The 14,087-nt window shown below is 72.6% G+C and carries 15 protein-coding genes; 10 read left to right on the plus strand and 5 right to left on the minus strand.

Features of this window, described 5'->3' with window-relative positions:
* The first annotated feature begins 15 nt into the window (after positions 1–15).
* The 4 genes from FRANEAN1_RS21095 (at position 16) to FRANEAN1_RS21110 (ending at position 4,189) form a co-directional block, all read left to right on the plus strand.
* Positions 16–318: a hypothetical protein gene (locus FRANEAN1_RS21095; RefSeq protein WP_041254522.1), complete on the plus strand. Its 303-nt coding sequence runs from the start codon at positions 16–18 to the stop codon at positions 316–318.
* A gap of 174 nt (positions 319–492) precedes the next feature.
* Positions 493–1,206, plus strand: a complete 714-nt coding sequence (locus tag FRANEAN1_RS21100) for an ABC transporter ATP-binding protein (RefSeq protein WP_041256244.1) — start codon at positions 493–495, stop codon at positions 1,204–1,206.
* 7 nt (positions 1,207–1,213) lie between these two features.
* Positions 1,214–3,844 carry an FtsX-like permease family protein gene (locus FRANEAN1_RS21105; protein ID WP_020461853.1) on the plus strand — a complete coding sequence of 877 codons (2,631 nt, stop codon included), beginning with the start codon at positions 1,214–1,216 and terminating at the stop codon, positions 3,842–3,844.
* A gap of 51 nt (positions 3,845–3,895) precedes the next feature.
* Positions 3,896–4,189, plus strand: a complete 294-nt coding sequence (locus FRANEAN1_RS21110) for a hypothetical protein (RefSeq protein ID WP_020461854.1) — start codon at positions 3,896–3,898, stop codon at positions 4,187–4,189.
* Positions 4,190–4,323: 134 nt separating this feature from the next.
* On the opposite strand, the gene FRANEAN1_RS21115 is transcribed toward FRANEAN1_RS21110, so the two are convergent.
* A complete protein-coding gene (locus FRANEAN1_RS21115; RefSeq protein WP_041254524.1) occupies positions 4,324–4,899 on the minus strand; it encodes a TetR/AcrR family transcriptional regulator in 576 nt (191 codons plus the stop codon).
* 98 nt (positions 4,900–4,997) lie between these two features.
* On the opposite strand from FRANEAN1_RS21115, the gene FRANEAN1_RS21120 reads away from it, so the two are divergent.
* Positions 4,998–5,840 (plus strand): SDR family oxidoreductase, encoded by an 843-nt coding sequence (locus tag FRANEAN1_RS21120; RefSeq protein WP_020461856.1) that lies wholly within the window; start codon positions 4,998–5,000, stop codon positions 5,838–5,840.
* Between the two features lie 166 nt (positions 5,841–6,006).
* A complete protein-coding gene (locus FRANEAN1_RS21125; RefSeq protein ID WP_041256247.1) occupies positions 6,007–6,360 on the plus strand; it encodes a VOC family protein in 354 nt (117 codons plus the stop codon).
* 102 nt (positions 6,361–6,462) lie between these two features.
* Here the strand turns inward: FRANEAN1_RS21125 and FRANEAN1_RS21130 are convergent, their stop codons facing one another.
* The 4 genes from FRANEAN1_RS21130 to FRANEAN1_RS21145 all read right to left on the minus strand — a co-directional run bounded on the left by FRANEAN1_RS21130 (position 6,463) and on the right by FRANEAN1_RS21145 (position 8,599).
* The gene (locus tag FRANEAN1_RS21130) at positions 6,463–7,011 is read right to left on the minus strand and encodes an FHA domain-containing protein (protein WP_020461858.1); all 549 of its coding nucleotides are present in this window, start codon (positions 7,009–7,011) and stop codon (positions 6,463–6,465) included.
* 65 nt (positions 7,012–7,076) lie between these two features.
* On the minus strand, positions 7,077–7,544 hold the full coding sequence (locus tag FRANEAN1_RS21135) for a Rieske (2Fe-2S) protein (RefSeq protein ID WP_020461859.1): 468 nt from the start codon (positions 7,542–7,544) through the stop codon (positions 7,077–7,079).
* Between the two features lie 84 nt (positions 7,545–7,628).
* The gene (locus FRANEAN1_RS21140) at positions 7,629–8,198 is read right to left on the minus strand and encodes a DUF6529 family protein (protein WP_020461860.1); all 570 of its coding nucleotides are present in this window, start codon (positions 8,196–8,198) and stop codon (positions 7,629–7,631) included.
* A gap of 140 nt (positions 8,199–8,338) precedes the next feature.
* Positions 8,339–8,599: a hypothetical protein gene (locus FRANEAN1_RS21145; protein ID WP_041254529.1), complete on the minus strand. Its 261-nt coding sequence runs from the start codon at positions 8,597–8,599 to the stop codon at positions 8,339–8,341.
* Between the two features lie 129 nt (positions 8,600–8,728).
* Between FRANEAN1_RS21145 and FRANEAN1_RS21150 the strand changes: the two genes are divergently transcribed.
* The 4 genes from FRANEAN1_RS21150 (at position 8,729) to FRANEAN1_RS21165 (ending at position 14,067) form a co-directional block, all read left to right on the plus strand.
* Complete coding sequence (locus FRANEAN1_RS21150; protein ID WP_020461862.1) at positions 8,729–11,821, plus strand: LuxR family transcriptional regulator; 3,093 nt, start codon at positions 8,729–8,731, stop codon at positions 11,819–11,821.
* Between the two features lie 131 nt (positions 11,822–11,952).
* The gene (locus FRANEAN1_RS21155; RefSeq protein ID WP_020461863.1) at positions 11,953–12,855 is read left to right on the plus strand and encodes a tetratricopeptide repeat protein; all 903 of its coding nucleotides are present in this window, start codon (positions 11,953–11,955) and stop codon (positions 12,853–12,855) included.
* Positions 12,852–13,808 (plus strand): DUF692 domain-containing protein, encoded by a 957-nt coding sequence (locus FRANEAN1_RS21160; RefSeq protein WP_020461864.1) that lies wholly within the window; start codon positions 12,852–12,854, stop codon positions 13,806–13,808. Before FRANEAN1_RS21155 ends, FRANEAN1_RS21160 begins: the two co-directional genes overlap by 4 nt.
* Complete coding sequence (locus FRANEAN1_RS21165; protein WP_347176692.1) at positions 13,774–14,067, plus strand: Os1348 family NHLP clan protein; 294 nt, start codon at positions 13,774–13,776, stop codon at positions 14,065–14,067. The genes FRANEAN1_RS21160 and FRANEAN1_RS21165 overlap by 35 nt, the downstream gene beginning before the upstream one ends.
* Positions 14,068–14,087: the final 20 nt, after the last annotated feature.

Here is a 14,087-nt window from a genome sequence, read left to right on the forward strand (position 1 = left end):
GGGAACATCGCCGCTGTGAACATCAGCCGCGCGCAGGCGGCCCGGCTCCCGTTGGCCGCCGCGATCCTGGTGCTGATCCTGGTTGGTAGTGGCTTCCTGACAGACGAGGGCCCGGCGGGGATCCGCGACGAGGACACCTCCGCGGTGAGGTGGCTGGCGGGCCACCGCACACCCTGGCTGGTGCGCGCGACCGAAGCCGCCACCTGGCTCGCCGACACCTGGACCGTGATCGCGGCGACCGCCGTGGATGACCGGGAACGGCGGTCTGCCGGCCTGCGCCCGGTCGGCGCCGAACCGCGTCCGGCACACCCAATGTGACCGCGCCGGGATGCCGGCCGGGTCGGCGGGCCGGGCCCACACTGATCCGGGCCCCGCCGGGCCACGAATGGAGGGGGACGGGTGAGGGACGCCGACGCCGACGCCCACGCAACCGGCCCCGGCCCCGGCCGGGCCGATTCCGCGCGACGCGACGCCCACGGAACGGTCGCGCCGGTGGTGCCCCGCATCGACCTGTGTGGCGTCGGCAAGCACTACGGTGGCGGCGAGGCCGGGGTGACCGCGCTCGAGGACGTCGACCTGCGGGTCGAGGGCAGCGCGTTCGTGGTCGTCCTCGGGCCGTCCGGGTGCGGCAAGACGACCCTGCTGAACCTGGTGGGGGCGCTGGACATCCCGACCGCGGGGACCGTCCGACTCGGCGGGGCCGATCTCACCCGGTCCTCGCAGCGGGAGCGGCGGGAGATCCGGCGGCACACGGTCAGTTTCGTGTTCCAGTCGTTCAACCTGTTCCCGGCGCTCACCGCCCGGGAGAACGTGCGGTTCGGGGCCGACGTCGCGGGCCGGCCGCGGGCCCGGGAGGTCACCGAGGAGGTCCTCGACGGCGTCGGGCTGGCGCCCCGCGGCGACCACTTCCCCCACCAGCTCTCCGGCGGGGAGCAGCAGCGGGTGGCGATCGCCCGCGCGCTCGCCACCGGCAACCCGATCCTGCTCGCGGACGAGCCGACCGGCGAGCTCGACTTCCACACCGGGGTCCAGATCCTCGTCCTGCTGGAGGCGCAGACGGCCGCCGGCCGCACCGTCGTGGTCGTCACCCACAACCGGGAGATCGCCCGCATCGCGGACCGCGTGGTCGAGCTGTCCAGCGGACGGATCGTCGCCGACGGCCCGCCGCCCGGCGGCCGTGTGCCCGTCGGTGACCTGCGATGGTGAGCGGCCGATGGTGAACGGCGGCGGACGGCGCGGCGCGGTGCTCGGGGAGACACCCGGCGGTGACGGCCATGCCGCGACACCCGGCAACGGGAACAGCGGCCGTGGCGCGGCGCCCGGCAGCGGCCGGCGCGGCGCGGCATCCGGGGACGACGGCGGGCCGGGCCGGGGCGGGGCGGGGTCGGCGGGGCTGTGGCTGCGGTGGTCGTGGCGCGACCTGCGGGCGCGGCTGCTGCTGGTGGTGGCGCTCGCCGCCGTCATCGGCGAGGGAACCGGCCTGTACGCCGGCCTGACCAGCACGTCGCGGTGGCGCTACGAGTCCTACGACGCCAGCTTCGCCGGGCTGAACGTGCACGACCTGCGGATCAGCGTGGACGCGGGCGCCACGGTGCCGCGGGGGCGGCTGCGCGACGTCGTCGCGGCCCTGCCCGACCCGGCCGCCGTGGATGCGAGCGCCGAGCGCCTGATGTTCCCCACCGAGATCGAGGCGAGCCGACCAGGGCACAAGGAGGTGCTCGTCCGCGGCGAGGTCGTCGGCGTCGACCTGACCGCGCGCCCGCTCGTGGACGGGATCTCGGTCGCCGCCGGCCGCGCGCTCACCACGGCCGACCGGGGACGGCCCGTCGGCGTCCTGGACCACGGGTTCGCCCAGGCCAACCACCTGCCGGCGACGGGCACGGTACGGATCAGCGGGGACCGCGAGATCGGATACGTCGGCGAGGGGCAGTCCCCGGAGTACTTCGTGCTGCCCGGCGAGCAGCCCGGACTGATCACCCAGGCCGGCTTCGGCGTGCTCTACACCTCGCTGGAGACCGCGCAGAACCTCGCCGGCAAACCGGGAGCGGTCAACGACCTGGTCCTCACCGCGCGGCCCGGGACCGACGTCGCGGTCCTCCAGCGGCAGCTCACCGCGGCCGTCACCGAGCGGCTCCCCGGGGTGAGCACCACGATCACCAACCGTGACGACATCGCGTCCCGGCAGATCATGTACGACTCGATCGAGAGCAACCAGGCGCTGTGGAACGCGCTCGCGCTGCTCGTCCTGGTCGGTGCCATGTTCGCCGCGTTCAACCTGGTGGGACGGGTGGTGGACGCGCAGCGACGGGAGATCGGCATCGGCATGGCGCTCGGGGTGCGGTCCCGGATGCTGGCGTTGCGCCCGTTGCTGCTGGGGCTGCAGATCGGGATCCTCGGGGTCCTCGCGGGGCTGGTCACGGGGATGATCATCACTGCCGCGATGGGCGCGATGCTGCGCGACGTGTGGCCGCTACCGGACTGGCGCACCGGCTTCCAGGTCGGGGTGTTCGCCCGCGCCGCGGCGGTCGGCCTGCTGCTGCCGCTGGTCGCGGCGGTCCACCCGGTGTGGCGGGCGGTGCGGGTCGAGCCGGTGCAGGCGATCCACGCGTCGGCCATCTCCGGCTCCACCCGCGCCCGTGCCCGCGCCCGCCCGCGGCGGCGTCGGCGCGGGTTCCCGCTGCCCGGGGGGAGCCTGGCCCGAATGCCGGCGCGCAACCTGGCGCGCGCCCCGCGGCGGATGCTGCTCACCGCCCTGGGAATCGCCGCGGCGATCACGGCACAGGTCGTGTTCACCGGCCAGCTCGACACCTTCACCCGGACGACCGACGCCGCCGAGACCGAGCTGACGTCCACCAGCCCCGACCGGCTGCGGGTGACCCTGCCGTCGGTGCAGCCCGTCACCTCGCCCACCGTCACCGCGGTCACCGGCTCACCGGCGGTCCGCGGCTCCGACGCCACGCTCGCCCTGCCCACCAGGCTGCTGGGCCCGCCCGGTTCGGCACCGCACGAACCGATCGACACCCTGACCTACATCCTGGACGTCGACAACCACATCTGGTCACCCTCGATCACCGAGGGCAGCGCGACAGGCGGCCTGCTGCTCGCCGCCAAGGCCGCCCACGACCTGGGCGTGGGCGTCGGCGGGACGGTCCTGCTGCGCCATCCGCGCCGGGCCGGCGACGGCTACCAGACGGTCGACACCCCGCTGCGCGTCGCCGGCATCCACAGCTTCCCGGTCCGCTCGGTGGCCTTCCTCGACGCCGCCGACGCCGGCTCGTTCGGCCTCGCCGGCCTGACGAACGTGCTGACCGTCCTGCCCGCGCCCGGCTACGACCAGCTCGACGCGATGCGCACGCTCGCGGCCGTCCCCGGGGTCGGCTCCGTCGTCCCGGCGACGGGGAGCATCGAGGAGATCCGTGCGCTGCTACGCACGTTCGTCGGCATCCTGCGGATCGCCGAGATCGCGGTGCTCCTGCTCGCCCTGCTGATCGCCTACAACGCGATGAGCATCGCGATGGACGAGCGCCGCCGGGAGCAGGCGACGATGCTCGCCTTCGGGCTGGCCCCGCGCCGGGTGCTGGCGCTCGCCGTCGCCGAGAGCGCGCTGATCGGCCTGCTCGGGACGGTGATCGGCCTGGTAGCCGGCTACTGGACGCTGCGCTGGACCGTCGAGGTCCTGCTCGCCGACACCCTGCCCGACCTGGGCATCCGGGCCGTGCTGTCGGTTCCCACCCTGCTGACCACGCTGCTGCTGGGGGTCTTCGCGGTCGCCGTCGCCCCGCTGCTGTCCGCCCGGCGGGTACGCCGGATGGACGTCCCGTCCACCCTGCGGGTGATCGAGTAGGACGCCATTCGGCCCCCACTCCCCGGACAGCGCCCCGCGGCCCGCCGCGGAATGATCAGCGGCGTCGTCGCTGTGCTCCTGGCGGCAGCCGCCGCGGCGCTCCTGCTGCACGGGGGTCGCCGCGGCGCCGCCGACCGGCGCCGGTGGCAGGTGGTGTGTCCGCTCGTCGGGGTCGGCGTGATCCTCGGCTTCGGGTACCACGTCGCGACCGCCGGAGTGATCGGCGCCAACATCGGGTTCGGACTCGTCGTCCTCTTCGGCGTGCCTCTGGTGGTCGTGCTGCTGGTGCTCGCGGCGGCCCGGGGATGGGCGCTGCACGCCGGGGCCGGGCGCCGCGCCCCCTGAAGCGCCGGCCCGCGTCCTCGAACCCGATCAGGCGGGAAGCGTTCGACAAGGCCCACTGAACACCAGTCCGGGATGACCGTTGGGCTGTACCACGGGGGTGCCGCACCGATGCTCGACAGGGAGATGGGTCCAGATCAGGCAACCCCGGCGAGCACCAGGCGCACGACCATGTCGGCGTCGTCCGCCGTCGGCGGTGCCTGCCTGCTGAGGACGCGATAAAGCAGGGAACCGATCAGCACGCCGGCGATCGTCGGGACCGGCACCTGCGACCCGAGCTGACCCGCCGCGCGGGCACTCTCCAGGCGGTCGCACAGGAGCTGCTCGTGGGGTCCGGTGAAGCGCTCGTAGAGGACATCGGCGACGGCGCGGTCCTCGGCCGTGGCCGCCGTGAGGGCGAGGATGAGGCTCGTGCCCACACCGGAGGCCAGATGCGCGGTCCAGGCCCGCAGCCAGGCGCGCAGATCGGCCTCGATGTCTCCCGTGTCGGGCAAGGGGACGAACGGTGGCACGAGCCCGCCCTCGAGCACCGCATCGGCGACGACGGCGCCCTTCGACCCCCACCAGCGATAGATCGTCTGCTTTCCGACGCCGGCCTGGGCGGCGACGGCGTCGATCGTCAACCGTTCGTAACCGCGTTCGAGCAGCAGGCCGCGGGCCGCGTCGAGGATCGCCCGCCGCGAGCTCTCACTGCGCCGGCGCCCGCCCGTCATCCACGTGAGTCTAGGAGCGCGACCCGGCCGGGACCGCGGGCGTATCATCCCTAATCCGAGACCGGTCGTCTCGGAATTGGACGTGGGGAGCTTGAGGCATGCCGAACGAGGTACTGGTGGTCATCGGCACGGGCGGCATGGGTGTCGCCGTAACCCGCCGGGTCGGCACGGGCAAGACGGTACTGCTGGCCGACTACAACGAGACGGCGCTGAACGCCGTCACCGAGAACCTCCGCGACGAGGGCCAGCAGGTGACAGCCCAGGTCGTGGACGTGTCGTCCCGGGAGTCCGTGTACGCGCTCGCACGGGCCGCCGCGGCCCTCGGCCCGGTGCGGCACGTGGTCCACACCGCGGGGCTGTCCCCCACGCAGGCGCCGGTCGACGCGATCCTGAAGGTCGACCTGCTCGGTACCGCGCTGGTGCTCGACGCGTTCGCCGAGGTCGTCACCGTGGGCGGCGCCGGCGTGGTCATCTCGAGCATGTCCGGCTACCTCGCTCCCCCGCCGGCCCGCGAGATCGAGGCTCAGCTGGCCAACACCGCCACCGAGGAGCTGCTGAACCTGCCGTTCACGGCGGTGGACGCGTTCCCGAGCGCGGGTTATGCCTACTCCTTCGCCAAGCGGGCCAACCAGCTGCGGGTGCGTTCGGCCAGCAACGCGTGGGGCGCACGAGGCGCCCGGGTCAACTCGATCAGTCCTGGCGTCATCTCGACGAAGATGGGACAGCAGGAGCTCGCGAGCGAGTCCGGCGCTGGTATGCGCGCCATGGTGGCGGCGTCCGGCACCGGCCGGCTCGGCTCGGCGGACGACATCGCCGCCGCCGTTGACTTCCTCCTGTCGGACAACGCTTCGTTCATCACCGGAATCGACCTGCTCGTCGACGGAGGCGCGGTCGCCGCCGTCTCGACGGGCCGGGTCGACCTGTTCGCCGCGAGGAGCTGAGAGGTCACCCATCCCGGTCACCACGCTCGACCCGAACGCCACGCGCATCGTCGTCGGCCTGTCGAGGGGGGCGGCGACTTACGAGTTCCCCGCGATGGAGATGGGGGTGAAGCGGGCGATGGTGTGGTGCCAGCCCACCCGATTGCCGTCCTGGCAGGATAGCGGCATGGAATGTGTGCTTGGAATCGGTGGGTACTTCATGCGGGCTGCCGACCCGGCGGCCCTGAGCACGTGGTATCGCGATTGCCTGGGCCTGGACGCCGATGAGAACGGCCTGTGGCGTCAGGGAGCCGGGCTGACGGTGTTCGCGACGTTCGAGTCCGAGACCGACTACTTCGGGTCCCGCGCCCAGCAAACCATGCTCAACTTCCGGGTCCGCGACCTGGATGCGATGCTCGCGCAACTGCGCGCCAAGGGAGCGGATGTGGCCACAGAAATGCAGGAAATGGAGGGTGTCGGTCGGTTCGGCTGGGTCACCGATCCTGCGGGCAATCGGGTCGAGCTGTGGCAGCCCGCCTGACTACAAGGGTCGCGGGGGCGTGGACGCGACGCCGGACCTCGAAACCGCGGTTTACGGGTCGAGGCTGACGCCCGCACCCAGCTGACGCCCTGTCAGAGTTGATCAGGTAAGCGCGATCAGTGCGCCGACGGCGAAGGCGGCTGCCGCCAGCCACGCCAGGGTGGGGAACGCGCGAGCCCAGCGCGGTGGCGCTGCCGTCTTGACCGGGGCCGGGACGGCGGCGGGTCCGGGTCCCACCGGGCGTGGCCGCGCGGGTGCCAGCGGGCCGCCGACGGCCAACCGGGTCGCCATGTCGCCGACGTCGAGACCCGGTCCGGGCTGGGCTGGTGGTCCGGCCGCCCGTTGCGGGACGAGCACCAGTTCCGGGCCGTCGGCCGCGCCGAGCCGCAATCGGACCTCATCGAACTGGATGCGCACGGTCGCGGTCCGCCGCCCGTCGCACCATATGCCGTTGGCGCTGAGGTCACGCACCGTCCACCCGTCCCCGCTGGGTTCGAGCTCGACGTGTCGCCGCGACACCCGGCTGTCGGCGACGACGACGTCCGCGTCCCGCCCACGCCCGACGACGGCCAGTCGTTCGCCGGGCAGTATCACCTGGGCGGACGTCGCCTGGGCGGAGGGCGTCTGGACACGCAGCGGTACCGGGCTCATCGGTTCCCCATTTCTTCGGTCGGCAGGTCGGGCCGGTCGGGCCGGTCAGGGCCGGTTGTTCGAGGTCAGGCGGTGAACACGGTGTCGTCCTGGACGACGACAGCCACCGGCGTCAGCGGGGCCTTCGCGGGACCGGCCGTCGGTGCCCCGGTGGCCGCGTCGAACTTGCTTCCGTGGCACGGGCAGTTGATCGTGCCGCCCGCCACCGAGCCGACGGTGCAACCCTGGTGGGTGCAGACCGCCGAGAACGCGAGCACCTCGTCGGCGGCACTGCGCGTGAGCACGACGCCGATGTCGTCAAGAACCAGGCCACCGCCGGCCGGCACCTCGGCGAGGCCGGCAAGGCGCTGCCCGCCCCCCGCCCCGGCACCGCCACCGCCATTCGCGGCCGCCGTCGCCGGTTTCGGCTCGGCCGCGTCGCTGCCGCTCGCGACGACGTAGCCAGCGACGCCGGCAACCACAGCCACCAGGCCGGGTACGGCCCGGCGCGACAGCATCCCCGCCGGGGCCGCCGGGTGTGCCGCTTCTGACATGGTGCCCTCCGTGTTCGGTTGTCCGACGACCTACCTGAACGCCGAACGATGATCGAGATGACTCGGCTGATCGAGATGGCTCGGCTAGACGTGCGGGATGCCCGAGCGCGTGAAGAACCACAGGGACGCCGTCAGCCACAGCACGACGAGGGCGGTGAGCACGGCGGAGCCGAGCACCGGCAGTGCCCATCCGGGCAGCCCTTTCGTTCGCAGGCCGATCATCTTCGCCGCGTAGGCGCCGTAGAACGTGCATCCGGCGAGGCTGTGCAGGAACACCCGCGAGTCCGCCGTGGCGAAACCGAGTGACCAGATGCAGTGAAACGCCACCGGCAACGTGAAGATGAACGCCGTGCTACCGCTCCACCGGTGCAGGATCGCCGCCCACGCCGGAGCCGACCCGGCACCGGGCAGTCGGCCCCACATCCACAGTGCCGTGGTCAGTTGCACCACGAGCAGCAGCGCGGCGGCCGTGGTGAACCAGGCTTTCATCGGCAGCGGGCCGGAGAAACCGAGCGTGTACAACGGCCGGCCGGCCGGATCGTGCGTCTTTGCGTACACCCCGAGTGAGACGGCTACCGCGGCGCCGACGAGCAACACGCCGGCGATCCCGATACCGCCCGTCGCCGGTCGAGCCCGTTCACTGGCCGTCGTCATGATCAGCCTCCATTGACGCCCTGATTCACACGGTCCTGGTTCCCACGGTGCCGTGGGAACCAGGACAAACCTGTCGTGCCGGGGCAGCGCGAAAACATCGGGGGAACCCCTGGCACGGACAAGGCACACCGGTCGTCCGATCAGGGGATCGGCACTTCGGCGACGTGCACCACCTCGGTCCGCGACGTCAGGTACGCCGGCAGGTAGCCGAGTGCGGCGCTGGCGTCCGCGGCCTCTACCGTCCAGAAGATCGTGTGCCGGGCGTCGGCGGCCTGGCCGTTCCTGCCACAGGAGGCGAGCGCCCGGCCGTGGCGCAACGGGCTGTCGAACCCGCGCCAGGCCGCGAACACGAACCGGCATTCGGCCGGCTCGTGTCGGTGACACAGGATGTAGGTCGGCATGAACAACAGCGTGGCGCCGGCGGCGCGACCGGGTACATCAGGGAACCTCCTAGGTCCCGACCATCTCGGGCCTGTCGCACCGACGACCCGGGTACTGGATCGCTGGCCGGCAGGGACGACAATCGCCCGATGGGGGAACGGGGTTCGCTGGTCGGGCGCGACCGGGAAATGGCCGCGGTGGGCGCCGCGTTGGACCGGCTCGCCTCGGCGCGGCGCCGGCCAGGTTTCGACTGGATGGAGATCCGTGGCGAGCCCGGCATCGGCAAGAGCCGCCTGATCGGCGAACTCACCGAGCTTGCCGACGCCCGTGGCCATCTCGTACTGCGGGGCCACGGCGCCGAGCTCGAACAGGACATTCCGTTCAACGCCCTCGTCGATGCGCTCGACGACTACCTCGGCGCGGTGGATCCGGCGCGGTTGCGCCAGCTCGGCGCTGACCGGCTCGACGAGCTGGCCGCCGTGTTTCCGGCGTTGCGCTCGCTCGGGACCGTGCCGACCGGCAACACCTCCGAGATGCAGCGCTGGCAGACCTACCGGGCGGCGCGAGCGCTACTCGAGCTGCTCGCTGCCAACCGGCCGCTGGTACTGGCCCTGGACGACCTGCACTGGGCCGACACCGCGTCGGCCGAGCTCGTCGCTCACCTGCTCCGCCGGCCGCCGAAGGCGCGGGTGCTGCTGGTCGTCGCGGTGCGGCCCCGCCAGGTGCCGAAGGCCCTGGCCGCGGCGTTGTCGGCCGCGGCGGCGTCCGCCGTTGTCGCGACCACCGACGGCCAAGCCGGGGCGAACTCACACGCGACCGTGGGCGTTCGACTGGAGCTTGCCCCGCTGTCGCCCGAGGACAGCGACTCGCTGCTCAGTCCGGTGACCCGTGACCCGGCGCTCCGGCGTCGCTGGTATCGGGAGAGCGGCGGTAACCCGTTCTACCTCGAACAGCTTGCCCGCACCCCCACCCGCCCGCTGTCCGCAGCTGCCGGGCCGTCGTCCGTACCGCCGGCGTTGGCGGCCTCGACCGGCCTCGACGGACCGGACGACGTGCCGCCGGCGGTGACGGCGGCGGTCGGCGCCGAGATCGCACAGCTGCCCGAGGTCGTACGGCGGTTCGCGCAGGGCGCTGCTGTCGCCGGCGAGGTGTTCGAGCCGGACCTGGCCGCCGAGGCCGCCGCGCTCCCCGAAACCGACGCCTTCGAAGCACTCGACGCGCTGGTCGCGGCGGACGTGGTGCGACCGACCGAGATGCCGCGCCGGTTCACGTTCCGGCATCCGATCGTGCGCCACGCCATCTACATGTCCGCCGGGCCGGGCTGGCGGATCGCCGCTCACGCACGAGCGGCTGATGCGCTCGCCGCCCGGGGCGCCGCGGCCACCGCCCGAGCCCACCACGTCGAGCGTGCCGCCCGTCCCGGCGACGAGGCCGCGATCACGCTGCTGACCAAAGCGGCCGCGGCCAGCCGGCTACGCGCGCCGGCAGCCGCCGCGCACTGGTACGCCGCCGCGCTCAGACTGCTACCGGGCGGTGAGTCGAGCCCCGGCCAGAGTACCGACGTTGGCGTCGACGTGGACGCGGACGGCGGGTTGCGGCGACTGGAGCTGCTGTCCCGGCTGGCTGCCGCACTCGACGCGAGTTACCAGCCGCAGCAGGCCCGCATGGTACTCGACGAGATCATGGGTCTGATTCCGCGGGAATTCGGTGCCGAGCGGGCTCATCTCGTCGCGCTGCGCTCGGCGGTCGACCATGTGCTGGGCCGGCACGGCGAGGCGCGTGCCCTGGTGTTGGACGCCGTGGCGAGCGCCGAACCGGGCACCCGAGAGAGCTGTCTGCTGCGGCTTCAGCTTGCCATCGACCATTTCTACACCGGTGAATACGATGGGATGCGCCGCTGGCAGCAGGAAGCGCACGCGCTCGCTGGCACGCTCGACGACGCCCCGCTACTGGCCGCCTCGGCCGGACTGCTGGCGGGTGCCGAATACATGGTCGGTGACGTCCCGGCCGCGATCGCCGAGGCCGCCGGCGCGGCACGCCGCTACGACCTGCTCTCGGACGACCAGGTCACCCCGCACCTCGACAAGCTCGCGTGGCTGGGCTGGACCGAGGCGTTCCTCGAACGGTTCACCGACGCGCTACGCCACCTCGACCGGGTCGACGCGCTGGCGCTGCGCAACGGCCGGGGCAGCATCGGCACACTGACGGCAGTCGCACGGTCGCTGGTCCTGACATCGCGGGGACGGTTGCCGGAGGCCGCGGCGGCGGCCGAAGCCGCGGTGGAGGCGTGCCTGCTCACCCCGCACCTGCCCTTCCTGTCCTGGGCGCTGGCGGCGCGGTGTGCCGCGGCGACGCTGGCGGGAGACCTCCCCGAGGCACTGCGGTCGGGTGCGCAGGGAGCACGGGCGGCCAACCCGGAGACTGACGCCGTCTCGGTGATGGCCGGTTCCTATTTCGCGGAGGCGCTGGTCGAGGCCGGTGAGCCCGACCGCGCCGTCGATGAACTCCTGGGTGCGGCCGGCGGCGCCGAGCTGCCGCGCATCGAAGCTCCCATTCGGCCGTACTGGTACGAGGTGCTCACGCGGGCCGAACTGGCTCGCGGGATGCCGGAGGCGGCCGCCGGCTGGGCGGTGCTCGCCGAGCGGACGGCCACCGACGCCGGCGGTGGGCTCGCGGGACGGAAGGCCTCGGCGATGCGAGCGAGAGCAGCCGTCGAGTTCGCCAGGGGACAGCCGTCGGCCGCCGCCGCGTCGGCGCTGGCCTCAGCCGCCGAGGCCGAGCGGGCCGGCCTGCCGATCGAGCTCGGCCGGTCGCTGATCGTGGCTGGGCGGGCGCTGGCCGCCGACGGGCAGAACGCGCGGGCGGTCAGCGAGCTGCGCCGGGCCGAGGCCCGACTCGACGCGTGCGGTGCCAACCGTCCCCGGGACGAGGCGGCCCGGCTGCTGCGCCAGCTCGGCGAGCGGGTGTCTCGGGGCGGTCGACCGTCGACGCGGACCCAAGCCCGGGCCGCTCAGACCCTGGCTCATCACCAGACCCAGACGGTCGTCCTCAGCGTGGCAGCCGGCACGCTCAGCACCCGAGAACGTCAGATCGCCGAGCTGGTCGCCGCCGGCCAGACGAACCGCCAGATCGCCGCCGCGCTGTTCGTCAGCGAGAAGACCGTCGAGAGCCATCTGACGAAGGTGCTCGCCAAGCTCGGCGTCCCCACCCGAGCCGGTGTCGGTTCCGCGCTCCGTTCCTGACTGGCCCATTCACGGACCACTGCGTGGCGCTGGCCGGCACTAGGGGTTTCCCTGATGTTCGGGTGCCTCCCCGGAACCCGAAAGTGACCTTCGTGCCACACGGCACGTCGGGTCACCAGGGAGGGGACGCCGTGTGCGTTTCGCAGGGCTCGTCGAGGCTGGCCGGGTACATGGCCGACCTGCTCGACTGCAACCGGCTTGTCGCCGGCGGCGACCGGCGGGCCGAGACCTACCTTCGCCGCGGCATCGCGTTCTGGATGGTGCGTGACCACCACCGGGCCATCGCCGACCTGAGCGCCGCGATCGAGGCGGATCCCCGACTGCCCGACGACCGGCTGGCCTACGCGCACTACCGCCGGTCGGTATGCCGGCACCAGGTGTTCGACCTGGCCGGCGCCGAGGCCGACGCGTCGGCGGCGATGGCGCTCGACCCCGTCTCGTACGTCTACACGGCACGGGCCATCGCCCGCTACTTCGACGGCGACCCGCACGGCACGCTGGCCGACGCCGAGTCGGCCCTGCTGCGCGACCCGAACGACTGGGAGGCCCGCGCGTTCCGGGCCCGGGCCCGGTTGGAGCTCGGTCTGCTGGCCGAGGCGGTCGAGGACTTCGGCTGGGTCATCGCCGACGGCCGGTGCGAGAAGTACGCCTCCGAGCTGCACCTGCAGCGTGCCGAGGCGTTGCTCGAACTGGGCCGGCCCGAGGCGGCGGCGGCCGACTGCACGACCGCGATCGACGTCAGCGCGCACGAGCAGTCGCACTGGCCGTTCATCGTGCGGTCCCGCGCGCTGAGCGCCCACGGTCCCTACCTGCTGCGGGCCCGCGCCTGGCTGGCAACGGGCGACCTGCCGACGGCGCTGGCCGACTGCTTCCACGCCGCGACGATCGTGCCCGAGGACCCGGCTGTCTACGAACTGCGGGCGCAGGTCTACCAGGCCGCCGGCCTGTTGGACGAGGCGATCCACGACCTGGCGCGCGCCGCCCACCTCCATGCCGCCTACCGGGACTCGGATCTGCTGCCGGCGGCCGCATGATGATCGCCGATCTGCCCTTCCTCGGTGTCGGGCTGAACTACGAACCGCCGATGCACGACCAGTACCTCGCCCACCACGACGAGATCGACTACCTCGAACTGCCGACCGACGCGTTCCTGCTGCGGATGCAGTGGGACGACGAGGACGGCCGGACGGCCTGGCGGGACCGGGCGGTCGAGATCGCCGGCGCCTTCCCCGTCGTGGCGCACGGCATCCGGATGGGGCTGGCCGACGCCGCGCCGTACCGGACGTCCTACCTCGACCGGCTCGAGCCGTTCCTGGACCTGATCGACCCGGTGTGGTTCAGCGACCACCTCGACCAGGGGTCGGTGCCGGACGGAGCGCGGCGCACCGAGCTGATGCACGGCATTCCGATCGCCTTCACGGCAGAACAGGCGCAGGCTGTCCGCCGCAACATGCAGACCGTCACCGACCGGGTCCGGCGGCCGCTGCTCGTCGAGAACACCTGGTACGACTACATGATCAAGATCCCGGGTGCGATGGACGAACCCGAGTTCGTCCGGCAGGTGCTCGACGGCACCGGCCACGGCCTGCTGCTCGACCTCACCAACACCTGGATCAACGCCCAGAACTACGGCTTCGACGTCGATGCGTGGCTGGCCGCCGCACCACTGGACCGGGTCGTCGAACTGCATGTCGCCGGCGGCGAGCTGCGCACCCGAGGCCCGAAAGCGGGCACCTGGCACGACAGCCACAGCCGTCCCGTTCCCGAGCAGGTGTGGGCGCTGGTTGCGGATGTCGCCGCCGCCGCACCGGTTCGCGCGATCACCCTCGAATGGTCCAACGACGTGCCGCCGATGCCCGAGCTGCTGGACCAGCTCAGCCGGGCCCGGCAGCTTCTGCACGCCTCGCCCTTTTACCAGAACAAACGTGTCGCCGCCCCGGAAGGAATATCTCATGTCACTCCAGGCAATGCAGTTCGTCATCGGTAAGGCGGCCACAGACCAGGCTTTCCGGCAGCGGCTGAAGGCCGATCCACTGGAAATGGTCGTGCACATCTCCGCGCGTTATTCCTACGAGTTCACGCCGGAGGAGGTGCAGGCGCTCGCGGCGATGGACTGGGACGGCCTTGACGGCGTCGCGCAGGACCTGGACGAGCGGATCTCGCGCGTCCGGCTGGGCCGGAGCAGTTCACTGACGAACCCGACCTGCTCCTGCACGCCCGAGTCGGGCAGCAACCCGGACAAGTGAGCCGGCCGAGTCGGCCGTTC

Source organism: Parafrankia sp. EAN1pec (genome assembly GCF_000018005.1).
In the GTDB taxonomy this organism is placed as follows: Bacteria; Actinomycetota; Actinomycetes; order Frankiales; family Frankiaceae; genus Parafrankia; species Parafrankia soli.